Annotated in this window: 34 protein-coding genes; 12 read left to right on the forward strand and 22 right to left on the reverse strand. The window is 60.6% G+C overall.

Annotation, left to right across the window (positions count from 1 at the left end; translation table 11 throughout):
* Nucleotides 1-92: 92 nt before the first annotated feature.
* Nucleotides 93-284 (reverse strand): CsbD family protein, encoded by a 192-nt coding sequence (locus tag ACST81_RS18555; RefSeq protein WP_438749719.1) that lies wholly within the window; start codon nucleotides 282-284, stop codon nucleotides 93-95.
* A 106-nt stretch (nucleotides 285-390) separates the two neighbouring features.
* The gene (locus ACST81_RS18560; protein ID WP_438749720.1) at nucleotides 391-993 is read right to left on the reverse strand and encodes a YqgE/AlgH family protein; all 603 of its coding nucleotides are present in this window, start codon (nucleotides 991-993) and stop codon (nucleotides 391-393) included.
* Between the two features lie 200 nt (nucleotides 994-1193).
* On the opposite strand from ACST81_RS18560, the gene ACST81_RS18565 reads away from it, so the two are divergent.
* From ACST81_RS18565 to ACST81_RS18580, 4 genes are all read left to right on the forward strand, one after another.
* Nucleotides 1194-2009: a protein-disulfide reductase DsbD domain-containing protein gene (locus ACST81_RS18565; protein ID WP_438749721.1), complete on the forward strand. Its 816-nt coding sequence runs from the start codon at nucleotides 1194-1196 to the stop codon at nucleotides 2007-2009.
* Nucleotides 2010-2087: 78 nt separating this feature from the next.
* Nucleotides 2088-2573, forward strand: a complete 486-nt coding sequence (locus tag ACST81_RS18570; RefSeq protein WP_438749723.1) for a peroxiredoxin — start codon at nucleotides 2088-2090, stop codon at nucleotides 2571-2573.
* A gap of 63 nt (nucleotides 2574-2636) precedes the next feature.
* Nucleotides 2637-3095 carry a GNAT family N-acetyltransferase gene (locus ACST81_RS18575; RefSeq protein WP_438749724.1) on the forward strand — a complete coding sequence of 153 codons (459 nt, stop codon included), beginning with the start codon at nucleotides 2637-2639 and terminating at the stop codon, nucleotides 3093-3095.
* Between the two features lie 125 nt (nucleotides 3096-3220).
* Complete coding sequence (locus ACST81_RS18580) at nucleotides 3221-3529, forward strand: hypothetical protein (protein ID WP_438749726.1); 309 nt, start codon at nucleotides 3221-3223, stop codon at nucleotides 3527-3529.
* A gap of 84 nt (nucleotides 3530-3613) precedes the next feature.
* Here ACST81_RS18580 and rnhA read toward each other — a convergent pair whose 3' ends face one another.
* From rnhA to coxB, 14 genes are all read right to left on the reverse strand, one after another.
* On the reverse strand, nucleotides 3614-4060 hold the full coding sequence (rnhA, locus tag ACST81_RS18585) for a ribonuclease HI (RefSeq protein WP_438749727.1): 447 nt from the start codon (nucleotides 4058-4060) through the stop codon (nucleotides 3614-3616).
* A 26-nt stretch (nucleotides 4061-4086) separates the two neighbouring features.
* Nucleotides 4087-5061 (reverse strand): homoserine kinase, encoded by a 975-nt coding sequence (locus ACST81_RS18590; RefSeq protein WP_438749728.1) that lies wholly within the window; start codon nucleotides 5059-5061, stop codon nucleotides 4087-4089.
* A gap of 178 nt (nucleotides 5062-5239) precedes the next feature.
* A complete protein-coding gene (gene ispH, locus ACST81_RS18595) occupies nucleotides 5240-6253 on the reverse strand; it encodes a 4-hydroxy-3-methylbut-2-enyl diphosphate reductase (RefSeq protein ID WP_438749729.1) in 1014 nt (337 codons plus the stop codon).
* A gap of 3 nt (nucleotides 6254-6256) precedes the next feature.
* On the reverse strand, nucleotides 6257-6622 hold the full coding sequence (locus ACST81_RS18600) for a DUF1304 domain-containing protein (protein WP_438749730.1): 366 nt from the start codon (nucleotides 6620-6622) through the stop codon (nucleotides 6257-6259).
* A gap of 30 nt (nucleotides 6623-6652) precedes the next feature.
* Nucleotides 6653-7420, reverse strand: coding sequence for an SURF1 family protein (locus ACST81_RS18605; protein ID WP_438749731.1), 768 nt, complete (start codon nucleotides 7418-7420; stop codon nucleotides 6653-6655).
* A complete protein-coding gene (locus tag ACST81_RS18610) occupies nucleotides 7389-7772 on the reverse strand; it encodes a DUF983 domain-containing protein (RefSeq protein ID WP_438749734.1) in 384 nt (127 codons plus the stop codon). Before ACST81_RS18610 ends, ACST81_RS18605 begins: the two co-directional genes overlap by 32 nt.
* Before the next feature lie 128 nt (nucleotides 7773-7900).
* A complete protein-coding gene (locus ACST81_RS18615; protein ID WP_438749735.1) occupies nucleotides 7901-8191 on the reverse strand; it encodes an addiction module antidote protein in 291 nt (96 codons plus the stop codon).
* Nucleotides 8188-8412 carry a type II toxin-antitoxin system RelE/ParE family toxin gene (locus ACST81_RS18620; protein WP_438749736.1) on the reverse strand — a complete coding sequence of 75 codons (225 nt, stop codon included), beginning with the start codon at nucleotides 8410-8412 and terminating at the stop codon, nucleotides 8188-8190. The genes ACST81_RS18615 and ACST81_RS18620 overlap by 4 nt, the downstream gene beginning before the upstream one ends.
* Before the next feature lie 200 nt (nucleotides 8413-8612).
* Entirely contained in the window at nucleotides 8613-9491 is an 879-nt protein-coding gene (locus ACST81_RS18625) for a cytochrome c oxidase subunit 3 (protein ID WP_438749738.1), read from the reverse strand.
* Between the two features lie 61 nt (nucleotides 9492-9552).
* The gene (locus ACST81_RS18630; RefSeq protein WP_438749741.1) at nucleotides 9553-10158 is read right to left on the reverse strand and encodes a cytochrome c oxidase assembly protein; all 606 of its coding nucleotides are present in this window, start codon (nucleotides 10156-10158) and stop codon (nucleotides 9553-9555) included.
* A 13-nt stretch (nucleotides 10159-10171) separates the two neighbouring features.
* Entirely contained in the window at nucleotides 10172-10312 is a 141-nt protein-coding gene (locus ACST81_RS18635) for a hypothetical protein (protein WP_438749743.1), read from the reverse strand.
* Nucleotides 10312-11268, reverse strand: a complete 957-nt coding sequence (locus ACST81_RS18640; protein WP_438749745.1) for a heme o synthase — start codon at nucleotides 11266-11268, stop codon at nucleotides 10312-10314. The genes ACST81_RS18635 and ACST81_RS18640 overlap by 1 nt, the downstream gene beginning before the upstream one ends.
* Before the next feature lie 213 nt (nucleotides 11269-11481).
* Nucleotides 11482-13182, reverse strand: a complete 1701-nt coding sequence (gene ctaD, locus ACST81_RS18645) for a cytochrome c oxidase subunit I (RefSeq protein WP_438749747.1) — start codon at nucleotides 13180-13182, stop codon at nucleotides 11482-11484.
* Between the two features lie 35 nt (nucleotides 13183-13217).
* Nucleotides 13218-14102: a cytochrome c oxidase subunit II gene (coxB, locus tag ACST81_RS18650; protein ID WP_438749749.1), complete on the reverse strand. Its 885-nt coding sequence runs from the start codon at nucleotides 14100-14102 to the stop codon at nucleotides 13218-13220.
* A 420-nt stretch (nucleotides 14103-14522) separates the two neighbouring features.
* On the opposite strand from coxB, the gene ACST81_RS18655 reads away from it, so the two are divergent.
* Nucleotides 14523-15068 carry an invasion associated locus B family protein gene (locus tag ACST81_RS18655; RefSeq protein WP_438749751.1) on the forward strand — a complete coding sequence of 182 codons (546 nt, stop codon included), beginning with the start codon at nucleotides 14523-14525 and terminating at the stop codon, nucleotides 15066-15068.
* 7 nt (nucleotides 15069-15075) lie between these two features.
* Here the strand turns inward: ACST81_RS18655 and ACST81_RS18660 are convergent, their stop codons facing one another.
* Both ACST81_RS18660 and ACST81_RS18665 read right to left on the reverse strand, forming a co-directional pair.
* Nucleotides 15076-15399 (reverse strand): type II toxin-antitoxin system PemK/MazF family toxin, encoded by a 324-nt coding sequence (locus ACST81_RS18660; protein WP_438749753.1) that lies wholly within the window; start codon nucleotides 15397-15399, stop codon nucleotides 15076-15078.
* Nucleotides 15396-15617, reverse strand: coding sequence for an antitoxin MazE family protein (locus ACST81_RS18665; RefSeq protein ID WP_438753668.1), 222 nt, complete (start codon nucleotides 15615-15617; stop codon nucleotides 15396-15398). The genes ACST81_RS18660 and ACST81_RS18665 overlap by 4 nt, the downstream gene beginning before the upstream one ends.
* Before the next feature lie 142 nt (nucleotides 15618-15759).
* Here ACST81_RS18665 and tldD point away from each other — a divergent pair, with 142 nt between their 5' ends.
* Complete coding sequence (tldD, locus tag ACST81_RS18670; RefSeq protein ID WP_438749754.1) at nucleotides 15760-17175, forward strand: metalloprotease TldD; 1416 nt, start codon at nucleotides 15760-15762, stop codon at nucleotides 17173-17175.
* Between the two features lie 3 nt (nucleotides 17176-17178).
* Here tldD and ACST81_RS18675 read toward each other — a convergent pair whose 3' ends face one another.
* Both ACST81_RS18675 and ACST81_RS18680 read right to left on the reverse strand, forming a co-directional pair.
* Nucleotides 17179-17460 carry a helix-turn-helix domain-containing protein gene (locus tag ACST81_RS18675; protein ID WP_438749756.1) on the reverse strand — a complete coding sequence of 94 codons (282 nt, stop codon included), beginning with the start codon at nucleotides 17458-17460 and terminating at the stop codon, nucleotides 17179-17181.
* Complete coding sequence (locus ACST81_RS18680; RefSeq protein ID WP_438749758.1) at nucleotides 17457-17795, reverse strand: type II toxin-antitoxin system RelE/ParE family toxin; 339 nt, start codon at nucleotides 17793-17795, stop codon at nucleotides 17457-17459. Before ACST81_RS18680 ends, ACST81_RS18675 begins: the two co-directional genes overlap by 4 nt.
* 241 nt (nucleotides 17796-18036) lie before the next feature.
* Between ACST81_RS18680 and ACST81_RS18685 the strand changes: the two genes are divergently transcribed.
* Together ACST81_RS18685 and ACST81_RS18690 are read left to right on the forward strand one after the other, a co-directional pair.
* Nucleotides 18037-18951: a hypothetical protein gene (locus tag ACST81_RS18685; protein WP_438749760.1), complete on the forward strand. Its 915-nt coding sequence runs from the start codon at nucleotides 18037-18039 to the stop codon at nucleotides 18949-18951.
* A 180-nt stretch (nucleotides 18952-19131) separates the two neighbouring features.
* Nucleotides 19132-20163, forward strand: coding sequence for a polysaccharide deacetylase family protein (locus ACST81_RS18690; RefSeq protein WP_438753669.1), 1032 nt, complete (start codon nucleotides 19132-19134; stop codon nucleotides 20161-20163).
* 25 nt (nucleotides 20164-20188) lie between these two features.
* On the opposite strand, the gene pdxH is transcribed toward ACST81_RS18690, so the two are convergent.
* The gene (gene pdxH, locus ACST81_RS18695; protein ID WP_438749761.1) at nucleotides 20189-20809 is read right to left on the reverse strand and encodes a pyridoxamine 5'-phosphate oxidase; all 621 of its coding nucleotides are present in this window, start codon (nucleotides 20807-20809) and stop codon (nucleotides 20189-20191) included.
* 128 nt (nucleotides 20810-20937) lie between these two features.
* On the opposite strand from pdxH, the gene ACST81_RS18700 reads away from it, so the two are divergent.
* The 4 genes from ACST81_RS18700 (at nucleotide 20938) to ACST81_RS18715 (ending at nucleotide 24425) form a co-directional block, all read left to right on the forward strand.
* The gene (locus tag ACST81_RS18700; protein WP_438749763.1) at nucleotides 20938-21390 is read left to right on the forward strand and encodes an RT0821/Lpp0805 family surface protein; all 453 of its coding nucleotides are present in this window, start codon (nucleotides 20938-20940) and stop codon (nucleotides 21388-21390) included.
* A 240-nt stretch (nucleotides 21391-21630) separates the two neighbouring features.
* The gene (locus ACST81_RS18705) at nucleotides 21631-22704 is read left to right on the forward strand and encodes a DnaJ C-terminal domain-containing protein (RefSeq protein WP_438749765.1); all 1074 of its coding nucleotides are present in this window, start codon (nucleotides 21631-21633) and stop codon (nucleotides 22702-22704) included.
* 223 nt (nucleotides 22705-22927) lie between these two features.
* Nucleotides 22928-23746, forward strand: a complete 819-nt coding sequence (fabI, locus tag ACST81_RS18710) for an enoyl-ACP reductase FabI (protein ID WP_438749766.1) — start codon at nucleotides 22928-22930, stop codon at nucleotides 23744-23746.
* Nucleotides 23747-23837: 91 nt separating this feature from the next.
* Nucleotides 23838-24425: a histidine phosphatase family protein gene (locus ACST81_RS18715; protein WP_438749768.1), complete on the forward strand. Its 588-nt coding sequence runs from the start codon at nucleotides 23838-23840 to the stop codon at nucleotides 24423-24425.
* A 75-nt stretch (nucleotides 24426-24500) separates the two neighbouring features.
* Here ACST81_RS18715 and ACST81_RS18720 read toward each other — a convergent pair whose 3' ends face one another.
* On the reverse strand, nucleotides 24501-24761 hold the full coding sequence (locus ACST81_RS18720) for a DUF1344 domain-containing protein (RefSeq protein WP_438749770.1): 261 nt from the start codon (nucleotides 24759-24761) through the stop codon (nucleotides 24501-24503).
* Nucleotide 24762: the final 1 nt, after the last annotated feature.

Below are 24762 nucleotides of genomic sequence, written 5' to 3' on the forward strand. Positions count from 1 at the left end.
AAATCTTCCATCCAGTTGAACCCGTCAGGACAGTCGATATGCGCACCTTGGAGCCGCAGACGCATTATCAGGCGCGTCCGCGGCAAACCGGATTACATGCGATCAACGGCGTCCTTCACCGAATCCTTGGCCTTGCCGGTAGCGGTCTGCACCTTGCCCTTGACTTCCTGGCCCTTGCCTTCGGCCTGCAACTTGGCGCTGCCGGTGGCCTCGCCAGCCGCCTGCTTGGCCTTGCCCGCAACCTGGTTGGCTGCGCCGGAAATCTTGTCGGAAGTGCTACCCATATCAGTCTCCTTTAAAAGGGGAGGACATCTTGTCCTTGCGACTGGAAAACGGCGGGCAGTTCAAATTGTTCCGGCAGATCGACAGAAAGACGACAAAAACACCGGCTCAGGCGTGGCCGGCGTCCATCGACAGCATGGCGGGAGCAACGCCCATCAACGCCAATGCGCGATCATATTTATCGCCCAGATCCCGGTCGAAGATCAGCTCTTCGCTGGCCGGGCAATTGAGCCAGCCGTTGTTGGCGATCTCGCTTTCCAGCTGCCCGGCACCCCAGCCGGCATAACCGAGCATCATCATCGCCTTGGACGGCCCCTCGCCGCGCGAGATGGCGCGCACGATATCAAGCGTTGCCGTCAGGCATATATCGTCGCTGACCGGAATGCTGGATTCGCTGAGATAATCATCGGAATGCAGTACGAAGCCGCGGCCGGTCTCGACGGGACCGCCGGTCTGGATCTGAAAATCGCGGGTGACGCCCGGCAGCCGGATGGCCTGGGCCTGATCGATGATCCGCAAGTGGAGCAGCACATCCGGAAAGCTCAGTTGCTGGGGACGGTTGAGCACAAACCCCATCGCACCATCGCTGGAATGGGCGCAGACGAAGATCACGGTGCGGGCAAAATTGCTGTCGAACATGCCCGGCATGGCGATCAGGAACTGACCATCGAGCAAACCGCGTTCTCGTTTCTTCTGGAACGTCGCCATCATGGCTGTAGCCCTTATCGGTTCGGGGTCAAATGAAAAGCGTTTCCATCCTTGTCTTCTTGGTTTTGAAGGCTTTTGTTGGTTTCTTTCTCCTGCCCGATCAAGATAAAATGATCCCTTGGCAAAAACGGACATCTTTTAACCGCGCCCGGAAACCGATAAGCCTCACTGCCATGAAACATCATCGTCCCCTACAGAATGTGATGCAATTGCATGTTCTGGCAACCCTCGCCGGATATTTTTTTGCGGCCTCGATCGCCCATGCCGCAACAAGCGAATGGGTGGGCTCGGAAGGTGGCGATGTGCGGATCGTCGCCGCCAAGCCGCAGTCAGACGGCACGATCCCGGCGATCCTCGACATCCGCCTGAAACCGGGTTGGAAAACCTACTGGCTCGAACCCGGCGCCAGCGGCATCCCACCACAGGTCAGCATCGATCCATCGAGCGGCATTACCTTCTCCGGTCTCAGCTTCCCCGCGCCGAAGGCCTTCGACGATGGCGTGGTACGCTATACCGGCTATGATCAATCCGTTGCCTTTCCGCTGTCGCTGAAGAGCGAGACCAAAGGCGACCTGACACTCAAGGGATCGATCTTCCTCGGCATCTGCAAGGATATCTGCATCCCCGTCCAGGGCAGTTTCAGTGTTCCGCTCCCGGCGGCGCAGGTGGAAAATCCGCTGGAACGGGCGCGGATCGACAAGGCCGTCTCGACCCTGCCGCAGGTGCCGTCCGATGACTTCAAGGTGACGGCGGCCACCTTCGACACATCGGACAAGCGCTTGCGGCTTTCGGTCACCGCGCCCGGCGTGACGGCGAAAGCACCGGCGGAACTTTTCCTCTCAGGTCCGTCCGGCTACGGCTTCGGCAAGCCGGACAACATCGTCACGGAGAACGGCGTGACGAGCGTCGAGATACCCGTCCGAATCCCGGAAAAGGGCGGTGGGCTGACGGATGGATCGGTATTATTGGTCGTGCGCGTCGGCGATCGCAGCATGCAGACCACGCTTGCCTTTGACTAAGCCGAATCTATATTCCACATCGATCGTCCGGAGCCGATGGGCTCCGGCCTTCCCGAAAGACATTCAAGGAGCGAAAGCGTGACCATTTCTGTCGGAGACAAGCTGCCTGCCGCAACCTTCAAGGAAAAGACCGCCGACGGCCCGGTCGAAATCACCACCGACCAGCTGTTTTCCGGCAAGAAGGTCGTTCTCTTCGCGGTTCCCGGCGCCTTCACACCGACCTGCTCGCTGAACCACCTGCCCGGCTATCTGGAAAACCGCGATGCGATCCTGGCGCGCGGCATCGATGACATCGCGGTCGTCGCCGTCAACGACATCCACGTGATGGGCGCCTGGGCGACCTCATCGGGCGGCATGGGCAAGATCCATTACCTCTCCGACTGGAACGCAACTTTCACCAAGGCGCTCGGCATGGACATCGACCTCTCCGCCGGCACGCTTGGCCTGCGCTCCAAGCGCTATTCGATGCTGGTGGAAGATGGCGTGGTCAAAACCCTCAACGTCGAGGACAGCCCCGGCCAAGCCACCGTTTCGGGCGCCGCTGCGATGCTCGAGCAGATCTGATAACGAATGCCGCCGGCCTGAAGCGTTATCAAGCAGGCGGGCGGCACTCTCTTCAGGATGATCATGACCGATCTCCATTTCCGCAGAGCGGTTGCCGCTGACCTGCCCGCGATCATATCGATGCTCGCGGATGACCCGATCGGCCAAGGGCGCGAGACGGCGGGCGATACAACCGATGCTGCCTATGCAGCCGCCTTTTCCGCCATCGATGCCGATCCCAACCAGTTGCTCGCCGTTGCCGAAGACGGGGCTCACGTGATCGGAACGCTGCAACTGAGCTTCATTCCCGGCCTCTCCCGCAAGGGCGCCTGGCGCGGTCAGATCGAAGCCGTCCGCGTCGTCCGCGACCGCCGTAGCGAAGGGCTGGGCCGGCGCATGATCGAATGGGCGATCGCCGAATGCCGCAGTCGCAATTGCGCACTGGTGCAATTGACGACCGACAAGGCGCGGCCGAATGCGCACCGATTCTATGACCAGCTCGGATTTGTCGCCAGCCATGTCGGCTACAAGCTCCACCTTTAAACGCGGCCGAATAAGACAACTATTTTAGCGGATCCTCAGAAAATGAAGCCTGCAAAGGCTTCACAAGGAACTTCGGCTGCCTTTCCGAGTTGAATCAGCAATCGAATCGACGCGGAGACATTGCCATGACTTTGCGTATTCTCATGAGCTGCGTATTGCTCGGACTGATCCCGCACACTGCTGCGGCGCACGACGCGCCATCCGGATGGCGATATGACGCCAGTTGCTGTTCAGGCATCGACTGCCGGCAGATTTCGTCGGCCAGCCTGAAGGAACGCCCCGACGGTTATTTCATCACCATCGGAAACGAAGTCGTGCCCTACAATGACAGGCGTATCCACGACAGTCCGGACGGCTACGTCCATTGGTGTACGATCGGCGGTCGGGATAACGGCCGGACGATCTGCCTTTATGTGCCTCCCCGCGGATTTTGACGGATCAGACCTTACCCGTGGTACCCCTTCTGCCCTGCTAGGCAGAGCGTCACGGCAAAACAGACGTTTTGGGAAACCGCCTCGTCAGGCCCTGGTCTTCTTGAACGGTTCCATGCCCTTTCGCGCCAGTTCGTCGGCGCGCTCGTTCTCGGGATGGCCGGCATGGCCCTTGACCCAGTGCCAGGTCACCTTGTGGCTTCGGTTGGCGGCATCGAGCGCCTGCCAGAGTTCGCCATTCTTCACCGGCTTCTTGTCGGCGGTCTTCCAGCCGTTCTTCTTCCAGCCATGGATCCACTTGCCGATGCCGTCCATGACATATTTCGAGTCGGTATAGAGATCGACCTCGCACGGGGTTTTCAAGCTGGTCAGCGCCGTGATCGCCGCCAGCAGTTCCATGCGATTGTTGGTGGTTAAGGCTTCACCACCGCAGAGTTCCTTTTCCACGTCGCCATAGCGCAGCACCGCGCCCCAGCCGCCGGGTCCGGGATTGCCGGAGCAAGCCCCGTCCGTGAAAATATCGATATGTTTCATCAGGATCAGACTTTCGGCAATGGACGTCAGGCGGTTGCGGGCACGAGGCCATATTCGGCGGCGGAACCGACCGAGCGGTGGAACTGCAGTTTCTTCAGGTATTCCAGCGGGTCTTTCTTCACCACCAGCGCGCCGGGCGGAGTCATCAGCCAGTCGTAGAGACGGGTCAGGAAGAAACGCAGCGCCGAGCCGCGCGCAAGCAGCGGCAGGGCCTCGATCTCGGCCTCGGTCAGCGATCGCACGCTCTGGTAACCGGACAAGAGCGCCATGCCCTTCGTCATGTTGAAGGCGCCGTCCTTTTCGAAGCACCAGGCATTGAGGCAGACGGAGACGTCATAGGCGAGGAAATCGTTGCAGGCGAAATAGAAGTCGATCAGGCCGGACAGGTCATCGCCGAGGAAGAAGACATTGTCCGGGAAAAGATCTGCGTGGATGACGCCCTCCGGCAAGGTGGCCGGCCAGTTGGCTTCGAGGACATCGAGTTCCGCGGCGATCTCGGTCTTCAGTCCCATCTGCACCTCGTCGGCGCGATCGCGGGAATTGTTCCACAGCGGCCGCCAGCCACCGACTGACAACGCATTGGGCCTGCGGATGGCAAAGCCCTCGCCCGCCACATGCATCGCCGCTAAGGCCTTGCCGACCTCGCGGCAGTGATTGGCATCGGGCTTCCTCAGCCACATGCCCTCCAGGAACGAGATAACGGCGGCCGGACGGCCCGAAAGCTGGCCGAGCAGCTTGCCATCGGCGCGCGACAGCGGCAGGGGGCAGGACAGACCGCGATCGGCGAGATGATGCATCAGTCCCAGAAAGAACGGCAGGTCGTTCTGGTCCACCCGCTTCTCGTATAGCGTCAGGATGTAGGAGCCCTTGGTCGTGTGCAGCAGGAAATTGGTGTTCTCCACGCCCTCGGCAATGCCCTTGTAGGAGGTCAGCGTACCGACGTCATAGGCCTCCAGAAAACGGGAAAGATCGTCTTCGGTGATGTCGGTGTAAACTGCCAAGGTTTGTTCTCGTATTTGGGTCGGTGAAAACGGATGATGGATTATAGATCTTCGGGTCAAGCCCGAGGATGACGGAGAGAGAATATAATTGCGGCGAAGATGGCTGGCGTCCGAACAACCGGACCTCCCGAGCCGTCATCCTCGGGCTTGACCCGAGGATCCACGCCGCATCCACCCATCACTGATCTCCATTCACCCACACCATGTCCTCCACCGTCAGCGGCACATGGCGAAGCTCGCGGTTGACGAGGAAGTTTTCGGTTTCCTCGACCGTGTCGGCAAGCTCGACCACGGCCCCATAACGCTCGCGAAACGCCTCGATGATCTCGTTGACGATGACTTCCGGCGCGGATGCTCCGGCAGACAGGCCGACCGTAGCGGCGTCAGTGAAATCATCCCAGTCGATTTCCGACGCGCGCTGGACAAGCACGGATTTTTTCGCGCCGGCCCTGAGCGCAACTTCAACCAGGCGCTTGGAATTCGACGAGTTCGGCGCACCGACGATGATGAAATGGTCGCAGCCGGGTGCCGCCTGCTTCACCGCTTCCTGACGGTTGGTGGTGGCATAGCAGATCGAATCGGCGGCGGGTGCCGTCAGGTTCGGAAAGCGCTCGTGCAGCCGTTTGATCACGCCGGCGGTATCATCGACGGACAGCGTGGTCTGGGTGACGAAGCCGAGATTGTCCGGGTCCGGCGGCGTGTAGACGTCGGCATCCTCGACCGTCTCGACCAGCGACACCGCGCCCTCCGGCAACTGCCCCATCGTGCCGATCACTTCCGGATGGCCGGCATGGCCGATCAGCACGACATGACGGCCGAGCTTCTGGTGGCGCATCGCCTGCTTGTGGACCTTGGAAACCAGCGGGCATGTGGCATCGAGATAGAACAGGTTGCGGCTTGCGGCATCGGCAGGAACCGATTTCGGCACGCCATGGGCGGAAAACACCACCGGCTGCTTGCGATGCTCTTCCGGAATCTCGTCAAGCTCCTCGACGAAGATGGCGCCCTTGGCCTCAAGCCCTTCGACGACATAGCGATTGTGGACGATCTCGTGGCGGACATAGACCGGCGCGCCATATTCCTTCAGCGCCAGGACGACGATCTGGATCGCCCGGTCGACGCCGGCGCAAAAGCCGCGTGGACCGCAGAGGCGAAGGGTGATCGGGGTCTTTTCCGAGGTAGAAGAAGCCATGGGTCAGGAAGCCAGCACAGTCAGAACAAGAGCGAGGATTGCCGGCCCGCCCTGCACCAGAAGGATGCGCGGCTTGACCGACCATGCGCCATATATAGCGGCAACGATCACGCACACAAGGAAGAACACTTTCAACTGAAAGGCAAAATCCGGCTGCGATGCCAACAGCGACCAGACGAGGCCGGCGGCGAGAAAGCCGTTGTAGAGCCCCTGATTGGCGGCCAGAACCCTGGTCGCCTCGGCCTGCTCGGCCGACATGCGGAAGATCTTGCGTCCCGTCGGTCCGGTCCAGAGAAACATTTCCAGCACCAGAAAACCGACATGAAAGAGCGCCGTCAGGGCGATGAAGATATTTGCAAACACGCCCATGCGATTCTCCCGCGATTGAAGGCTCGGAATTTACGTCTTCCGCCGGAAGATGAACAGTCCGCTGACGACGACCAGGGCGGCAGCCAGGCCGTACCATGTCACCGCATATTGCAGATGGCTGTTGGGCAGGTCGAACTGGGTGACGCCTCCGATCGGCATGCCGCCCTCATGCGGGCTGGCGTCCGCATCCATGAAGAAGGGCACGACCCTTGCCGGATCGAGCCCGGCACTGGAGGCCATGACGTCGAGATCCTTCCAGTAGAAGATGTTCTTGGCGACATCGTTGTCCGGTACGACCCAGGACGGCTTGGCGGTAAGCTTGGCACGGGCAAGGCCGGTAACGGTCTGCTCACCCGTCAACTGGCCGAGCTTGCGCATTTCCGGTTCCTTGTTCTCGAAGGGAACGAAGCCGCGGTTGACGAACAGGACCTCACCATCGGCAAGCTGCAGCGGCGTGTAGATATAATAGCCGGTGCGCCCCTCATAGGTCGCGAAGAAATGGCGCTCCTTGTTGTTGATATAGGTGCCGGTGACGCGCATCGTGCGGTAATCGACATCCCCGCCCTCTTTCGCCAAGGCCTCGATATCGGCGAGATCGGCGGGCGGCGCGTGCCGGCGCGCATCGATCTCGGTAAGCAGCGCTTCCTTCCAGTGCAGCCGCTGAACCTGCCAGGTGCCGAGCGACAGCAGGATGGCGAACACTGTGAAAAGCAGCACGATACCTGCGATGCGGCCAAGCAGGCCGCCGCCTTTTCTTGGCGACGCCTCAACCACGGTCGATCTCGCCCTGTCGCGCATTGTTGCGGTATTGCAGGTTGATCAGCACGCCTTTGAGCATACGCATCAGCACGAGACTCAGGCCGCAGGCGAGCGGTATCCAGAGCAGGAAATGAACCCAGAGCGGCGGATTGATATTGACCTCCATCCACAGCGCCGCGCCGACAACGATGAAGCCGACGATCAGGATGACGAAGACGACGGGACCATCACCCGAATCGGCGAAAGCCAGATCGAGATCGCAATTGGCGCAAGCCGGCTTCACCTTCAGGAAACCGTCGAACAGCTTTCCCTCACCGCAGCGCGGGCAACATCCCCGCAGCCCGGCCTTCACCGGATCGACCGGCGGGAAATGCGCACTGTCTTCGTTCATGGCTTGGTCTTTCAGCTTGGCCTCTTCCCGGCAGCTACATTCGATCGACTAAGTATCTTCCAGCCACGCTTTCGTCCAACACAAAGGCTGCGACAAAAGGTGCTCTTCACGGGAATAGCAAGGTCTGTTCAGGAGGCGCGATCCGCGACGATGGTCATCTTTAGACCCAGCGTGGATACAATTTTGTGCAGTGTCTCGAAGCGTGTTTTCGAGCCGCCGCGAAGCGACTTGTACAGGCTTTCGCGCCCGAGCCCCGAAGCCTTGGCGATCTCAGACATCCCACGCGCTTTCGCAACGTCTCCGAGCGCGGCGATGAAAACATCCGGGTTTTCGTCTTCCATGGCGGCGGCAAGGTACTCGGCGATCAGTTCGTCATCATCGAGGAATTCGGAGGCGTCAAAAACCGAAGTCGTCGTCATTTCTTGTCCTTCTCCAAGTCTTTCGCCATTTTCAATGCGGCTGCGATGTCACGCTTCTGACTGGACTTATCTCCACCGATCAGCAGCAGATAAACGACACCTCCGGTCCTCTTGAAATAGACACGGTAGCCGGGACCGTGGTGTATGCGCATTTCGGAGACGCCATCACCGACCGGCGCGCAGTCTCCCAGGTTTCCGTGCTCCGCCGAGCGAATTCGCACCAGGATTCGCGCTTTCGCCTTAGGTCACGCAACGAAAACAGCCATTCCTTGAAGACGGTTGTGGCTTCAAATATCAGCATGATTTTTGTATCTTATTGGATACATCCGGTCAATCCTTCCTGAACTCCGCTCCACCGCAAACCACGAACGAAAACGGCCGCATCGCTGCGGCCGTCCGAAATTCGATGGTCAAGCCGGCATCAACCGTGCGCGACCGGTGCGCCCCAGCCGCCCCAGATGTAGATCGAGAAGAACAGGAACAGCCAGACGACGTCGACGAAGTGCCAGTACCAGGCGGCGGCCTCGAAGCCGAAATGCTGCTTCGGGGTAAAATCGCCCTTCAGCGCGCGCAGCAGGCAGACGATCAGGAAGATCGTGCCGACGAGAACGTGGAAACCATGGAAGCCGGTCGCCATGAAGAAGGTCGCGCCATAGATCGAATCCTTGAAGGCGAACGGAGCATGCATGTATTCGTAGACCTGAACAAAGGAGAACAGGGCGCCGAGCAGAACCGTCAGCGTCAGGCCGTTGATCAGGCCCTTGCGATCACCGTGCAGCAGCGCGTGGTGCGCCCAGGTGACCGTGGTGCCGGAAAGCAGCAGGATGACAGTGTTGTAGAGCGGCAAGTGCCAGGGATCGAGAACCTCGATACCCTTCGGCGGCCAGACACCACCCGTGAACGCCGTGCGGGTCGCCTGGATAGCTTCGCCCGGGAACAGGCTGGCGTCGAAATAGGCCCAGAACCAGGCAACGAAGAACATCACTTCCGAAGCGATGAACATGATCATGCCATAGCGCAGGTGAAGCGATACCACGCGGGTGTGATGGCCCTCGTGCGCTTCCTTGATCGTGTCCGCCCACCAGCCGTACATGGTGTAGAGCACGACAGCGAGGCCGATGAAGAACATCCACGGATGCGCCCATTCGATGCCGAACAAGTGGAGGGAACCGCCCGACAGGTAACGCATGTAGCCGACGCCGCCGAATGCCATGATGAAGGCACCGATCGAGGCAAGCAACGGCCATGGGCTAGGGTCGATGATGTGGTAGTCGTGATTCTTCTGATGCGCATCGGCCATGTGGATATCCCCGATAGTCTTTCTGTTCGTCGCTCCCGGCTTAGCCGAAAACGGTGATCTGTCAAAGTCTGTTGTCAGTTTCGACCGGCTTTCCCGTCAAGGCCGCTACCGGCTTCGAAGGTTCGCGGGCGTAGAAGGTATAGGAAAGCGTCAGCGTCCGAATGTCCTTGGTCTCGACCGACTTGACGATCTCGGGATCGACAAAGAACACAACCGGCATCTCCATCTGTTCTCCGGGTTGAAGCGTCGTCTCGGTGAAGCAGAAACACTGGACCTTGTTGAAATAGGCAGCGCCCGCCATCGGCGTGACGTTGAACACCGCCTGTCCTGTCGTCGGCTTCCTGGACAGGTTCTTCGCCGTGAAGTCGACCTGCACCGTCTCGCCGATCTTGACCTCGATCTCGCGCTGCACGGGCTTGAAATCCCAAGGCAGGTCGGAGGCGATATTGGCGTCGAAGGTCACCTTGATGGTCTTGTCGAGAATGACGTCTGACGCCTGCTCGACGCGCTTGGTCGTACCGTTATAGCCCGTCACCTTGCAAAACATGTCATAGAGCGGCACGGCGGCATAGGCCATGCCGGTCATGCCGACGACAAAGGCGAGACAGGATGCGACGATGACACCGTTCGCTCGTTCCTTTCTCGATGCTGGCTTGCCTGCGGTCATTGCCCTCTCCGCCTTACTGAACCATGCCGCTGCCGAACTTGATCAGCGTCACGACGTAGAAGATGGCAACGAGGCCGAAGAGGACGACGCCGAGCGCAATGTTGCGACCGCGGCGCGACTTCTTCTGAGCGGGAGTGAGCGTCAGGAGTTCCATCAGGCAACCTTTCCAGCAGTCAGCCACAGCGTGGTGACAAGATGATCGATCATCAGCGCGGAGAAGATCGCGAAGAGATACAGGATCGAGAAGGCAAACAGTTTCTTGGCTGGCAACATGCGCTCGTCGCCTTCCGGCATGCGATAGACACCGATCGAATACCAGATGAAGCCGAGACCGAGGGCTGCGGCGAACGCACCGTAGACCATGCTGGAGAAACCCAGGATCATCGGCACGACGCCGATGATCGCGGTAAGACAGGCGTAGATGACTATTTGCGTCTTGGTGACCGCCTCGCCGCTGACATTCGGCAGCATGGGCACGCCGACGGCACCATAGTCACGCATCTTGAACAACGCCAGCGCCCAGAAATGGGCCGGCGTCCAGAGGAAGGTGATCAGGAAGAGGACGATGCTCTCGATGGCAACGCCATTGGTGACGCAAGCCCAGCCGATCATTGGCGGGAAAGCGCCGGCGGCGCCGCCGATGACGATGTTCTGCGGCGTCGAGCGCTTCAGCCACATCGTATAGATGACGGCATAGAAGAAGATGGTGAAGGCGAGCAGCCCGGCCGACAGCCAGTTGATCACCAGTCCGAGAATACAGACCGAGAAGGCCGAGAGCACGAGACCGAAGGCCAGCGCTTCCCGCGGCAGGATCTTGCCCGCGGGGATGGGACGGGTCGCCGTACGCGTCATCACCGCGTCGATATCGGCATCGTACCACATGTTGAGGGCACCGGAGGCTCCGGCGCCCACGGCGATACAGAGGATCGCGATGAAGCCGAGGAATGGATTGATGTGTCCCGGCGCCATGACCATGCCGGCCAGCGCCGTGAAGACGACGAGCGACATGACGCGCGGCTTGAGGAGTTCAAAGAAATCGCGCGCAGACGCCTCCGAAAGGCGGATCGCGCCTTCCTGGCCGATTGCTTCGTGATTGTCGATGACCGTCATATTGTTTCCGTACCGTTTCGAGGCACTCCGGTTGCCCGCGTGCTTGCCACTTTCGTCATCCTCGGGCTTGTCCCGAGGATCTGCTTCACCTCTGCGTTTGCGGTTATACCGCAGATCCTCGGGACAAGCCCGAGGATGACGGCGCGGCATTTTGCCCACGCCCCGCAAGGTTACATCAGGCCGCCTTGGTCGACGGCCTGAACCATCGGCATCTTACTTGATGCGCGGCAGTTGTTCCCACTGGTGGAACGGCGGCGGCGAAGGCAACTGCCATTCCAGCGTGTTCGCACCCTCGCCCCACGGATTGTCGCCAGCGACGCGCTTCTTGGCGAAGGCTTCGAAGACACCGAAAAGGAAAATCAGCACGCCGACGGCCGAAATGTAGGAACCGTAGGACGATACCAGGTTCCAGCCGGCATAGGCATCCGGATAGTCGATGTAGCGGCGCGGCATGCCGGCGAGACCGAGGAAGTGCTGCGGGAAGAACACCAGGTTGACGCCGATGAACATGACCCAGAAGTGCAGCTTGCCGATGAACTCGGAGTACATGTAGCCGGTCATCTTCGGGAACCAGTAGTACCAGGCCGCGAAGATGGCGAAGACGGCGCCGAGCGACAGCACGTAGTGGAAGTGGGCAACCACGTAATAGGTGTCGTGCAGCGAACGGTCGAGACCGGCATTGGCGAGCTGGACGCCGGTGACGCCGCCGACGGTGAACAGGAAGATGAAGCCGATCGCCCAGATCATCGGGGTGGTGAAGCGGATCGAACCGCCCCACATCGTCGCGATCCACGAGAAGATCTTCACGCCGGTCGGGACCGCGATAACCATCGTCGCGAAGACGAAGTAGCGCTGCGTGTCGAGCGACATGCCGACCGTGTACATGTGGTGCGCCCAGACGATGAAGCCGACGGCGCCGATGGCGACCATGGCATAGGCCATGCCGAGATAACCAAAGATCGGTTTCTTCGAGAAGGTCGAGACGATGTGGCTGACGATGCCGAAGCCGGGCAGGATCAGGATGTACACTTCCGGATGACCGAAGAACCAGAACAGGTGCTGGAACAGGATCGGGTCGCCGCCGCCTTCAGGCGCGAAGAAGGCCGTGCCGAAGTTGCGATCGGTCAGCAGCATGGTGATGCCGCCAGCCAGAACCGGCAGCGAGAGCAGCAGAAGGAAGGCGGTGATCAGCACCGACCAGGCAAACAGCGGCATCTTGTGCATGGTCATGCCGGGAGCGCGCATGTTGAGAATGGTGGTGATGAAGTTGATCGCGCCGAGGATCGACGAGGCGCCGGCAATGTGCAGGCCGAGAATGACCATGTCCATTGCAGGGCCCGGCTGTCCGGATGTCGAGAATGGCGGATAAATCGTCCATCCACCTCCCGAGCCGTAACCGCCGGCCGGACCTTCGACGAACATCGAGAGCAGCACCAGCAGGAAGGCCGGGACGATCAGCCAGAAGGAGATATTGTTCATGCGCGGGAACGCCATGTCCGGCGCACCGATCATGATCGGCACCATCCAGTTGGCAAAGCCGCCGATCAGCGCCGGCATGACCATGAAGAAGATCATGATGAGCGCGTGCGCGGTGGTGAACACGTTGAACATGTGCTTGCCGCCGTCGATGGCGGCGTCGCCTTCGAAGCCGTAGACCATGGCAGCAAGGCCATGGAAAATCTGGATGCCCGGCTCCTGCAGTTCGGCGCGCATGACGACCGACAGCGTACCGCCGATGATACCCGCGAAGATCGCGAAGATCAGGTAGAGCGTACCGATGTCCTTGTGGTTGGTCGAGAGGAACCAGCGCTGAAAGAAGGTCAGCGGCTTGTGGGCGTGGTCGTGATCATGGTCGTGCCCATGGTCATGGGCATGGTCATGAAGGTGATCGTGATGAGCGGATGTTCCGGCCATTGGGTTGAGCTCCCCTTCGAATTCTTTAGGGCGAATTACTGTGCGGCATTTGCAGCGACGTCGACGGTCTTAGCCGCGCCGTCGGTTGCAGCCATGAGGGCCTTGTTCGCGTCACCAAGATTGGTGGCGGCGGCAGCAAGCCAGGTCGCATACTTGTCTTCACTGACAACGCGGATGGCGATCGGCATATAGGCATGGTCCTTGCCGCAGAGCTCGGAACACTGGCCATAGTAGAGACCTTCGCGGTCAGCCTTGAACCAAGTCTCGTTGAGACGACCCGGAACGGCGTCGATCTTCACGCCGAAAGCCGGCATGGCAAAGGCGTGGATGACGTCGGCTGCCGTAACGAGAAGACGAACAGTCTTGCCGACGGGAACGACGACCTCGTTGTCGACCGCGAGAAGACGCGGATAGGCTTCCCTGTCGGCCTTGCCGGCGGCGTCGCGGTCTTCATCCTTGAGAAGAAGGCTGTCGAAGGAGAGCGGGCTTTCGCCGACTTCATATTCATAGGACCAGTACCACTGGTTGCCCGTTGCCTTGAGCGTCAGGTCCGGGTTCTGCGGCGGCGTCAGCTGCGCGGTCAGAAGCTGGAAGGACGGGATCGCCAGGAAGAGGAGAACAACGACGGGACCGAGCGTCCAGACGATTTCGATCGCCGTGTTGTGGCTGGTCTTGGAAGCCACCGGGTTCTTGCTTTCGCGGAACCGGTAAACGATCCAGATCAGCAGCGCCAGAACGAACAGCGTGATCGGCACGATGAACCAAAGCGTGTAATGCTCAAACCATGTAATTTCTTCCATGATTCCGGTTGCCGCCGTCTGAAAGTTGGTCTGCCACGCGACCGGCTTGTCAGCAAAGGCGTTGGAAGCAAAAAGCAGACAGGCAGTGGATGCCAGAGCTGCATAAGCCTTGTTTTTCACAATAGTGTCTCCCTGGGCGCTTGATCAGGATCAAAGCGAAACGCAGAATCCTCGTCATACTGAAGCGCTTCAAACCACAGTTTGATCAGCGCCGCAACATCTGTCCCGTCAAGCCCCTGCGTCATTTTTGCGCAAACCCTGCTTTTCGCACAGGCTCTTAGCGGGCGCATGCCTCGAGACACCGCACGATGGCGGCAAGGCCCCATTTTTCATCCGTGAGCGACCCTATACCATATTAAGGACAGGCGGCACCATGCAGTTCGGCCCGATTGCGGAGTATTGGCAGCAAGTTGCGCGTCAAACTGGCCGCCAGGAGCCCCATTTCCGCCACACCGGGCTGGAATGTAGCCGCCGGGGCTTTTCATTTGCGTGCACGCACTTCAAGAATAGCCGCTACTGATTCTTAAGTTTGAGGTTTACATGGGCCTGCCCCTCCTTTCCCGGCTGCCGATCGCGGCGTTCGGACTTGCCGCCACACTCCTTTCCTTTACGGCGGCGGCCCAGCAACAGCAGCCCGGAACGCAGCAGCCAGGCACGCCGGGCACGGTGAAATCCAATCATGGCGCATGGTCGATCGTCTGCGACCAGCCGGCCGGCGCTTCCGCCGAGCAATGCGCGCTGATGCAGAACGTTATCGCCGAGGACCGTCCGGAAGTCGGCCTCTCCGTCGTCGTCCTGAAGACCGCGGACCGCAAGGCCAAGATCCTGCGCGTGCTCGCCCCTCTCGGCGTTCTCCTACCCAATGGCCTTGGACTGAACGTCGACGGCAAGGATATCGGCCGCGCCTATTTCGTCCGCTGCTTCTCCGATGGCTGCTATGCCGAAGTGGTGCTGGAAGAGGAACTCCTGAAAACCTTCCGGTCCGGAGCACAGGCAACCTTCATCGTCTTCCAGTCGCCCGAGGAAGGCATCGGCATCCCGGTCGACCTGAAGGGTTTTGGCGAAGGCTATGACGCGCTGCCTTGAGGTGGCACTACGCGAACCCCAGGAAGACAGCCAGCAATCGATTGACGGAAATCATCACTTCCGCATCCAGCCGGCCAAAAGCCGGACCGATCTTATCCCGGCGGATGGTCATGGTCTTGTCGATCATGACTTGTGATGCCTTGCGTAATCCATTTGTTTCATCGGGCTCGACGGACAGGCGTAAAAGCGGCGCATCCCGCAAATCCCCGGAAACAAGCAGCAGCGTCACCGTCGGGGCTTGATCAAACAGGTCGGATTGAATGATCAATGCGGGTCGCGGCTTGCCGAAATCCCCGGGAAAAGCAACCGTCACGAGATCCCCGCGCCTCATTCATCGATCCCATGGAGATCGACAAGGGCAGCATCCATGAATCCTGCCATATCCTCATCCGACGCCTCAGCGAGCGCAATCAACACGGACTGACGCCGGCATTCGTCAGCGAAGCCGGCCTTCCTGGCATCCGGCACCCAAATCTGTAACGGGCGGAGACCGGCGGCCCGCATGACATCTCTTCGCTGCTGAACTCGCTCATTCACCGCCTTTGCCATCGTCATCCGCCCTTTCGTTACATGTAACATAATTCCGCCCTTCCTCTTGTCAAGGATGAGGTCTACTGCGAACTCGAAACTTGCCGTGGCGACGCGGGGTCTCTACATGGAACGAGAATTCATCCATTCCGGAGCCTTGCCCATGAACACCGATCTCATCAAACTGTTCGACAGCGACGAGGCCGCCGTGCGCGAGGTTCTGGCGCAGACGCTGTCGGGTGCCGATGACGGCGAGCTTTTCATCGAGCACAGCCAGTCGGAATCACTGTCCTTCGACAATGGCCGTCTGAAGGGCGGCAGCTTCAATACCGACCAGGGTTTTGGCCTGCGCGCCGTTGCCGGTGAAGCGGTCGGGTATGCGCATGCGGGCGATCTTTCGCTATCGGCGCTGAAGCGCGCGGCCGACGCCGTGGGTGCGGTGACGCGCGGCTATGCCGGCAGCTATGCCGCAGCTCCGCAGCGCACCAACAGACGCCTCTACGGCGACGAGAACCCGATCGGCGAACCGAGCTTCGAGGCCAAGGTCGCCCTGCTGCAGGAGATCGACGCCTATCTGCGCGCCAAGGACCCGAAGGTTCGGCAGGTCTCGGCCTCCATCGCCGCCAGCTGGCAGGTGGTCGATATCCTGCGCGCCGACGGGCAGCGCATGCAGGACATCCGGCCGATGACCCGTCTCAACATTTCCGTCGTCGTCGGTGAGGGTGACCGGCAGGAGTCCGGCTCCTATGGTGTCGGCGGCCGGCGCGGCTTCGGCGATTTCGTCGCCACCGACAGCTGGCAGCGCGGCGCCGACGATGCGCTGCGCCAGGCGCTGGTCAATCTCGAGGCGATCGATGCGCCGGCGGGCACGATGGACGTTGTGCTTTCCTCGGGCTGGCCGGGCGTGATGCTGCACGAAGCCGTCGGCCATGGCCTGGAAGGTGATTTCAACCGCAAGAAGACCTCGGCCTTTGCGGGGCTGCTCGGCCAGACGGTCGCCGCCAAGGGCGTCACCGTCGTCGATGATGGCACGATCGAAAACCGCCGCGGCTCGCTGACCATCGACGACGAGGGCACGCCTTCGGCCTATAACGTGCTGATCGAGGACGGCAAGCTGGTCGGCTATATGCAGGACCGCCAGAATGCCCGGCTGATGGGCATGAAACCGACGGGCAACGGCCGCCGCGAAGGCTATGCCCATGTGCCGATGCCGCGCATGACCAACACTTACATGCTCGGCGGCGACAAGACGCCGGACGAGATCATCTCCTCGGTCAAGAAGGGCATCTATGCCGTCTCCTTCGGCGGCGGCCAGGTGGATATCACGTCGGGCAAGTTCGTCTTCGGCTGCACGGAAGCCTATCTGATCGACAACGGCAAGATCGGCGCGCCGGTCAAGGGCGCCATGCTGATCGGCAACGGCCCGGACGCGATGCAGCGCATCACCATGATCGGCAATGACATGAAACTCGACAGCGGCATGGGAAATTGCGGGAAGGCCGGCCAATGGGTCCCCGTCGGCGTCGGCCAGCCGCACCTGCGCATGAACGACATGACGGTCGGCGGCACGCGGGCGTAAAGCTCAGGCAGCCTCGGAAACAGTCAGTTCCACGTTAAGGCCGGCGGCAACGGCCATGTCAACCAGCGTGTCGAGGCCGAAGAGGTCGATCTTGCCACGCATCAGATCCGAGATGCGTGGCTGCGTTACGCCCAGCAATTCCGCCGCCTGCGATTGACTGGTCGTCTCCGCGGAAATCTTGTCCCGCAAGGCCGCCATCAGCGACGACCGCAGCTTCATGCTTGCCGCCTCGGCAGGTGTGTTTTCGATTGCGTCCCAGACGCTCGTGAATCGTTTATTGTTCAAAGCCGTATCTCCTTGACGAGATCCCTGTAACGTTTGGCCGCCAGATCCAGATCCTTCTTGCCGGTTTTCTCGGCCTTCTTCTGAAAACAATGTAAAACGTAGACAGTATCGGCCAGTTTGGCGATGTAAATGACTCTGAAGACACCGCTCGCGTCCCGCACCCGGATTTCGCGCACGCCGACGCCGATTGCCGTCATGGGTTTCCAATCGTCAGGGTCCCGACCGCGTTGCACCTGCTCAATCTGATAACCAGCTTCACGCCTTGCGGCGACGGGAAACGCGCGCAGGTCATCCAGCGCGCCACCACAAAACTCGACAGGCTTCTCGTCCATCATGCCTTGATTATACAAGTTTTTATATAAATCACAACCGAGGTGCCGACAACCAAAGAGACAACCGGCGTGGAACCAAATCCCCTTGCCGTCGTTATGAGCTCGAAGCCGCATAACTGTTTGAAAATGCGGTCGGTTCACAGCAAGGGAGACACATCATGGGACGCGGTATTTTGCTTTGGTTGCTGGGGGTTCCGATTCCGATCATCATCCTTCTCGCCCTCTTTTTCCGATAGGTGATGCGATGACGATACCGGTTTCAACGGTGCCAGCGGGCACGACGACCGAATCCTCGCACTCGGCGGTCAGCTGGGGCGCCATCATTGCCGGCGCGGTCGCCGCCGCAGCCGTCACTCTGCTTCTCACCCTGCTCGGCTCCGGTTTGGGCATGACAATGGTGTCGCCCTGGTCTTCCGAAGGCGTATCGCTGACCACCTTCGCCGTGTCGACGGCAATCTGGCTGGTGATCGTCCAGTGGGTCTCGTCCGGTCTCGGCGGCTATATCACTGGCCGATTGCGGACCAAATGGACCGGCGTTCATACCGACGAAGTGTTCTTCCGTGATACGGCGCATGGCGTCCTGGCATGGGCACTTGCGACGCTCATCGTCGCCGGCGCCCTCGGTTCCGCCGTTTCATCGACGATCGGGGCCGGCGTTCAGGCAACCGCAACGGTGGCTTCCGGCGCGGCGACTGCCGGCGCGGCGGCAGCGGGCGCGAATGCCGACGAGGTCGATACCGATGCCGCGACGTCCTATTTCGTTGACAGCCTGCTGCGCCCGGCCAATCCCGGAGCAGCTCCCACGGGTGCGGCTGCAACGGCAGATGATGCGCCGGCGCAATTGTCTCGCATCCTCACGCGGAGCGCTGCGTCCGGCGAAATGTCGGCCGAGGACCGCACCTATGTCGATCAGATGGTTGCAGCGAGAACCGGCCTTTCGGAAGCCGATGCCAAGGCTCGCGTCGATAGCGTGCTGAAGAGCATCGAGGACGCCAAGGTCGCGGCACAGGAAGCCGCCGACACTGCCCGCAAGACCAGCGCCACCATCGCCCTTCTCGGCGCCCTGTCGCTGCTGATCGGCGCTTTCGTCGCCGGCGTCGGCGCGGCCATCGGCGGCAGGCAGCGCGATGATATCGACGGCGTCACCGTCGTTCGGTAAACGCACGGGACAAAACGAGTCAAAAGGCGGGTCGCGAATGCGGCCCGCCTTTTCGTTTGGAACGATGGAACATGCAACTCCCGGATTCAGCCGGCGTTAACGCCGCCGCCGCTACAGTCGCGCACCGTCATTCACACAAGCGCCTCATCGGGCCGGATTTGGACAGCCGCCGTGAAAACCATGCTGCGAAAGATCGTCAAACGCGCCGCCATTACCGGCGGGCTCCAAGCTGCCCGAGTCTTGAGGGCCGGCGGTATCATGCGTCAGGCGCGCGGACGCGGCGCGATTTTCACGCTTCATCACGTCCGCCCGAAAAAGGCCCGTGCCTTCGATCCGAATGCGCATCTGGAAATCACGCCTGAATTCCTCGACGTCGCCATCACCCGTCTGAGGCGGGATGGCTACCGGTTCATTGCACTCGATGATCTCCCCGCGCATCTCGCCTCCGGAGACCGCCAACCGGTCGCCGTCTTCACGCTCGATGACGGCTATCGCAACAATCTGGAACATGCGGCCCCGGTCTTTGCCCGTCACGAAGTGCCGTTCACGGTCTTCGTCGCCGGCGGTTTTGTCGATCGCAAGGACATCCTCTGGTGGGAAACACTGGCGGATCTGCTGGGGCAAGAAAAAAGTCTGCGCTTCCAGTTTGAGGACGATGTCGAGCTGCTGCAGGTCGAAACCCTGCAGCAGAAGCAGGCAGCCTTCGACCGCATCGCCGCTTTTATTCACCGGATCGACGAGACGACCGCCGTCGAGCGGCTGAAAGCCATGGCCGGGCTCTATGATATCGACGCGCTGAAGCAGACCTCACGGCTGACGCTCGATGAGGAGGGTCTGCGCGAACTGATCCGCAACCCCTTCGCCAGCCTGGGCGCCCATACGATCACGCACCGGGCGTTGGCGCGCCTCACCGACGAGGTGGCGCGCCAGGAAATGGACCGTTCCGCCACAAGGATCGAGAAGATCACCGGACAGCGCCCGAAATCGCTGGCCTATCCCTATGGCGACACGGCCGCGGTCTCCGCCCGCGACCACAAGCTGGCTAAGGAACTCGGCTTCACCACGGCGGTGACGACGCAGCCCGGCACGCTTTCGGCCATGAACAACCTGACCGCCCTGCCCCGCATCTCGCTCAACGGTTATTTCCAGAAGGCCGGCTATGTCAGCGCGCTGGCGTCCGGTATCCCTTTCAAACTGATGGGGCGCGGCTGACAGGGCGCCTTAACAAGCGCCGGTTTCAGGGATACATCCGCACCTTGTTCCAGTCGCCATCCGGCGTGTCGCGGCGAAACTCGATACGATCATGCAGGCGGAAGGCGCCATCCTTCCAGAACTCGATCGATGTCGGCTTGATGCGGAAGCCCGACCAGTGCGCCGGGCGAGGGATATCACCGAGCGGATATTTCAGCGTGTATTCGGCGACCGCCTTTTCCAGCGCGAAGCGGCTTTCGAGCGGACGCGACTGCTTTGACGCCCAGGCGCCGATGCGGCTGCCGCGGGCGCGGGTCTTGTAATATTCATCCGCCTCCGCATCGGAGACGATTTCAACCGGACCGCGCACCCGCACCTGCCGGCGCAGCGTCTTCCAGTGGAAGCACATGGCGGCCTTCATGGTACCCAGGATCTCTTGCCCCTTCTGGCTCTCGAAATTGGTATAAAACACGAAGCCGCGCGGATCGAACTCCTTGAGCAGGACCATGCGGACATCCGGCAATCCATCGGCATCCACCGTGGCGAGCGCCAAGGCATTGGGATCATTGATCTCGCTACCATGGGCTTCCTTCAGCCACGCGCCAAAAAGGGAAAAGGGTTCGTTCTCGTCCGTGAAGTCACCAGTTGTTAACCCAGATTCGGTCATATTGCCTTCCAATGCCGTGATGTGTGGCGCGGATAGAGCCCGAAGGTCCGCCGCTCAAGAATAAGTGTCAGAGCCTGCCGATGGTCCGGTGACCACGAACTGCTCTATCGAGTCTGACAGGTATGCCGTTGCAAGACATAGCAAAGTGGATCGATGACACAAAGGCCTTATCCCGGCTGACGGGCCTTGTGGCCTTATGTCTTTCCGCCGGCCTGCTGTCGGGCTGCATGAGCGCCGGACTCGATCTGGCCGGCGGGCAGGATATCGATCGCAGCGTATCCACGAGTTCCGTCCCATCGGTCACCACCGAGGAAAACAATTCCGACGCGATTACCGTGCGCAACGCGGTCTCCTCCGCCGATGTCTCAAAGATCGGCACGACCCCGATCCCGTGGGCCAATTCAACATCCGGCAGCGCCGGCGTCATCAGCAGCATCGCCGAGCAACAGGTCAACGGCACGACCTGCCGCCGCTTTACGACGACCCGACATTCCTACCAAGGCATCGCCAAGTTCGACGGCAATACCTGTCTGCTTGGCAATGGCCAATGGTATCTGACCAGTTTCGGCCCGCGTAGCTGATCGACGCGTTCGGCCGTTTCGCTACCTGCCATTAACCACGCTTTCACAAACAACCTTGGAGTGCCCCTGATCGGGCCGTTTCGGCATGGGTTGGAGCCCTTCGACTAACCGTTATTTAAGCCTCCGCTTCTCATCATCGCCCTATCGGAAACGGCTGTCGCCAGCGCGTCTTCCAACAGTTTCAACAGGGCCGAACCAACCGCCGGACGCGGTGCACGGTCCCTCAAGGCGGTGGCATGCATGCGTGATCCCTATTCAGTGCTCGGCGTCAGACGCAATGCCGGACAGGACGAGATCAAGTCCGCTTGGCGCAATGTCGCCAAGGCGGTGCATCCGGACCAGAACCGCGACGATCCGCTCGCCACCCAACGCTTCGCGGAGGCCGGCCGTGCTTACGAACTGCTGAAGGACCCGAAGCAGCGCAACCGCTACGACCAGGCGCGCCGCGAGGCCGAACTGCGCCGCATGGAGGAAATGAAGCGCAAGTTGCAGGGCACCGAAGAGCCGACCATCGATCCCGAAACGGCCGAGGAGATGATTTCTCGCATTTTCGGTTCGGATGCCCCGACGTCAAAGCCTCAGGAAGCCCGCAAACCGCAGCCGCAGCAGGCGAAAGCTGAACCGAGGCCGGCACCAAAAACCGAGCCGAAGGCCGAACCGGCTCCCGAGCCGGAAGCCAGGGCGGACACGGCGGAAAAATCCCCGGTCTTCGGGGGATTCCCGCGCGCGACAGCTCCCGCCGCCGAACTGATCTCGTCGATCGTCCAGCGCATTCGCGGTTCGGCCGGCAGCAAGCCGGCGCAGGACAAGGTGCCTGACATTTTCTGCGATGTGATCGTGTCCGTCGAAGACATCTTCCGCCGCGAAAAGGCGACGGCCACCCTGCCCGACGGCCGGACACTAAAGGTCACGCTCCCCGCCGGCACCACCGATGGCAGCGTCATCCGCCTGAAGGAAATGGGCTATCGGTTGAACGGCATGCTGCGCGGCGATGTCGTCGTTGCCGTGCGCGTCCAGCAGGATGGCGACTTCCGCACCGATGGCACGGATTTGCGCACAACGCTTGCCGTCAATATCCAGGACGCCGTCCTGGGCTGCGAAGCGAAAGTCAAAACCTTGACCGGCACGGTCGCGGTAACGGTTCCCCCGTGGTCTGGCTCCGATCATGTGATCCGGCTTGCGGGCCACGGATTGCCGACAGCCGACGGCAAACGTGGCGATCTTCTGGTCGAACTGCGGCTGATGCTGTGGGAGAAACCGGATGAAAAGGTCACCGACCTCATGCGCAGCCTGCGCAACGGCTTGTTTCTTTAAACTTTTGCAACAGTGACGGTGGACGCTGACCCTTTGTTACGGGAACTAACAGTTCCTGATGTCACCCGTGCTTGAACCACCGGGGCGGCTATGTCATAGCCAGTGCTCAAAAATTCAGAACCGACGCGACCAGGCGGGCGCGAAGGTTCCGGCGGTTTCAACACATGCGGATTTCCGGTCAGCCAATGCCTGACGGACGCATGGGCAGCATTAGGGGCATCATATGTCGCAAACATCCGGTCTGATGACAGGGAAACGCGGCCTTATCATGGGCGTCGCGAACAACCGTTCGATCGCCTGGGGTATTGCCAAGGCAATTCACGCACAGGGCGGCGAACTCGCCTTCACATACCAGGGCGATGCCTTGAAGAAGCGCGTGGAGCCGCTGGCGCAGGAACTCGGTGCGGTCATGGCCGGCCATTGCGACGTCAGCGATGAATCGACCATCGACGCCGTCTTCGAAAACCTCGAAAAGCTCTGGGGCAAGATCGATTTCATCGTGCATGCCATCGGCTTCTCCGACAAGGACGAGCTGACCGGCCGTTACGTCGATACGTCTGCGGCCAACTTCGCGCTTACCATGAACATCTCGGTCTATTCCTTCACGGCCGTCGCGCGTCGCGCCGAAAAGCTGATGACCGATGGTGGCTCGATGCTCACCATGACCTATTACGGCGCTGAAAAGGTGATGCCGAACTACAACGTCATGGGCGTTGCCAAGGCTGCGCTGGAAGCCAGCGTCAAGTATCTCGCCGTCGATCTCGGGCCGAAGAACATCCGCGTCAACGCGATTTCGGCCGGCCCGATCAAGACGCTTGCAGCGTCCGGCATAGGCGATTTCCGCTATATCCTGAAGTGGAACGAGTACAACGCGCCGCTGCGCCGCACCGTCACTATCGAAGAAGTCGGCGATGTCGGCCTCTACATGCTGTCGGACCTGTCGCGCTCTGTAACCGGCGAAGTCCATCACGCCGACAGCGGCTATCATGTCGTCGGCATGAAGGCCGTCGACGCGCCGGATATCGCCGTCGTCAAGGACTGACGCTTCACGACCGTATTCCGGGGCTCTCTGTCAGCGGGTGCCCCGGCTCCCTTGCGCCGGGTCGTCATGACCCCTGCCCCGGAGTTTCTCCGTGACCATCTACATGATCCGCCACGGCCAGACCGACTGGAATGCGCAGATCCGCATGCAGGGCCAGAAGGATATTCCGCTCAACGATACCGGGCGTCGTCAAGCCAGCGGCAACGGCCACGCTCTGACGGCACTGCTCGGTCCCGATGCCAACACGCGGTTCGATTTCGTCTCCAGCCCCCTCCACAGAACCCGTGAAACCATGGAACTCATCCGCGAGGCCATGGGACTGATGCCTTCCGGCTACCGTATGGATGACCGGCTGAAGGAAGTCTCGTTCGGGGATTGGGAAGGCTATACGATGGCCGAACTCGAGCGGGAAATGCCTGAAAGGGTGGCGGAGCGCGAGCTTTCGAAATGGGATTTCATCCCGCCGGGCGCCGATGCCGAGAGCTATGAAATCCTCTCCTGGCGCGTCGGCGCGTGGCTGTCGAGCGTGACCGGCCCGACCGTTTGCGTCAGTCATGGCGGCGTCATCCGTACGCTGTTCAAGCTGTGCGGTGCGATGGATGCGGAGGAAGCGGCGCTCGGCGCCATTCCACAGGACAGGATTTTGAAGATTGAGAATGGCGCGATCGGCTGGCTGTAGACGCCCGGATCAGCCAATGCCAGAGCGCGAATGGCGGCGAAGGCAGACCCCTGCCACGCCGCGATTGCAAGAGAATTACTGAACGATTTCCAGGTCGTTGATGACGCGCTTGCCGTCAACCTCGGTGTAGAACACCAGAACCTTCACGCCTGCGGTCAGTCCATCGAAATTGAACTCCTCGGGCGCCTGATAGCTCTTGCCGTCATCGAGCGACAGGCTGAGCTTATCGGTATCGACGCCGGTGATCACCGCCTCGACGTCGGCGCTCTCGGCAAAAGCGGCGAGTGGCGAAAGAAATCCGGCAGTAGCCATCAACGCAGCAACGATGAAACGCATC

It is taken from the genome of Pararhizobium sp. O133 (assembly GCF_051669845.1).
In the GTDB taxonomy this organism is placed as follows: Bacteria; Pseudomonadota; Alphaproteobacteria; order Rhizobiales; family Rhizobiaceae; genus Pararhizobium.

Bases quoted from the DNA above. Each gene is read 5' to 3' on its own strand.
- ACST81_RS18555 (WP_438749719.1), bottom strand. From the start codon at position 284: ATGGGTAGCACTTCCGACAAGATTTCCGGCGCAGCCAACCAGGTTGCG.
- ACST81_RS18560 (WP_438749720.1), bottom strand. From the start codon at position 993: ATGATGGCGACGTTCCAGAAGAAACGAGAACGCGGTTTGCTCGATGGT.
- ACST81_RS18565 (WP_438749721.1), top strand. From the start codon at position 1,194: ATGCAATTGCATGTTCTGGCAACCCTCGCCGGATATTTTTTTGCGGCC.
- ACST81_RS18575 (WP_438749724.1), top strand. From the start codon at position 2,637: ATGACCGATCTCCATTTCCGCAGAGCGGTTGCCGCTGACCTGCCCGCG.
- ACST81_RS18580 (WP_438749726.1), top strand. From the start codon at position 3,221: ATGACTTTGCGTATTCTCATGAGCTGCGTATTGCTCGGACTGATCCCG.
- rnhA (WP_438749727.1), bottom strand. From the start codon at position 4,060: ATGAAACATATCGATATTTTCACGGACGGGGCTTGCTCCGGCAATCCC.
- ispH (WP_438749729.1), bottom strand. From the start codon at position 6,253: ATGGCTTCTTCTACCTCGGAAAAGACCCCGATCACCCTTCGCCTCTGC.
- ACST81_RS18600 (WP_438749730.1), bottom strand. From the start codon at position 6,622: ATGGGCGTGTTTGCAAATATCTTCATCGCCCTGACGGCGCTCTTTCAT.
- ACST81_RS18605 (WP_438749731.1), bottom strand. From the start codon at position 7,420: ATGCGCGACAGGGCGAGATCGACCGTGGTTGAGGCGTCGCCAAGAAAA.
- ACST81_RS18610 (WP_438749734.1), bottom strand. From the start codon at position 7,772: ATGAACGAAGACAGTGCGCATTTCCCGCCGGTCGATCCGGTGAAGGCC.
- ACST81_RS18615 (WP_438749735.1), bottom strand. From the start codon at position 8,191: ATGACGACGACTTCGGTTTTTGACGCCTCCGAATTCCTCGATGATGAC.
- ACST81_RS18625 (WP_438749738.1), bottom strand. From the start codon at position 9,491: ATGGCCGATGCGCATCAGAAGAATCACGACTACCACATCATCGACCCT.
- ACST81_RS18630 (WP_438749741.1), bottom strand. From the start codon at position 10,158: ATGACCGCAGGCAAGCCAGCATCGAGAAAGGAACGAGCGAACGGTGTC.
- ACST81_RS18635 (WP_438749743.1), bottom strand. From the start codon at position 10,312: ATGGAACTCCTGACGCTCACTCCCGCTCAGAAGAAGTCGCGCCGCGGT.
- ACST81_RS18640 (WP_438749745.1), bottom strand. From the start codon at position 11,268: ATGACGGTCATCGACAATCACGAAGCAATCGGCCAGGAAGGCGCGATC.
- ctaD (WP_438749747.1), bottom strand. From the start codon at position 13,182: ATGGCCGGAACATCCGCTCATCACGATCACCTTCATGACCATGCCCAT.
- ACST81_RS18655 (WP_438749751.1), top strand. From the start codon at position 14,523: ATGGGCCTGCCCCTCCTTTCCCGGCTGCCGATCGCGGCGTTCGGACTT.
- ACST81_RS18660 (WP_438749753.1), bottom strand. From the start codon at position 15,399: ATGAGGCGCGGGGATCTCGTGACGGTTGCTTTTCCCGGGGATTTCGGC.
- ACST81_RS18665 (WP_438753668.1), bottom strand. From the start codon at position 15,617: ATGGCAAAGGCGGTGAATGAGCGAGTTCAGCAGCGAAGAGATGTCATG.
- tldD (WP_438749754.1), top strand. From the start codon at position 15,760: ATGAACACCGATCTCATCAAACTGTTCGACAGCGACGAGGCCGCCGTG.
- ACST81_RS18680 (WP_438749758.1), bottom strand. From the start codon at position 17,795: ATGATGGACGAGAAGCCTGTCGAGTTTTGTGGTGGCGCGCTGGATGAC.
- ACST81_RS18685 (WP_438749760.1), top strand. From the start codon at position 18,037: ATGACGATACCGGTTTCAACGGTGCCAGCGGGCACGACGACCGAATCC.
- ACST81_RS18690 (WP_438753669.1), top strand. From the start codon at position 19,132: ATGCTGCGAAAGATCGTCAAACGCGCCGCCATTACCGGCGGGCTCCAA.
- pdxH (WP_438749761.1), bottom strand. From the start codon at position 20,809: ATGACCGAATCTGGGTTAACAACTGGTGACTTCACGGACGAGAACGAA.
- ACST81_RS18705 (WP_438749765.1), top strand. From the start codon at position 21,631: ATGCGTGATCCCTATTCAGTGCTCGGCGTCAGACGCAATGCCGGACAG.
- fabI (WP_438749766.1), top strand. From the start codon at position 22,928: ATGTCGCAAACATCCGGTCTGATGACAGGGAAACGCGGCCTTATCATG.
- ACST81_RS18720 (WP_438749770.1), bottom strand. From the start codon at position 24,761: ATGCGTTTCATCGTTGCTGCGTTGATGGCTACTGCCGGATTTCTTTCG.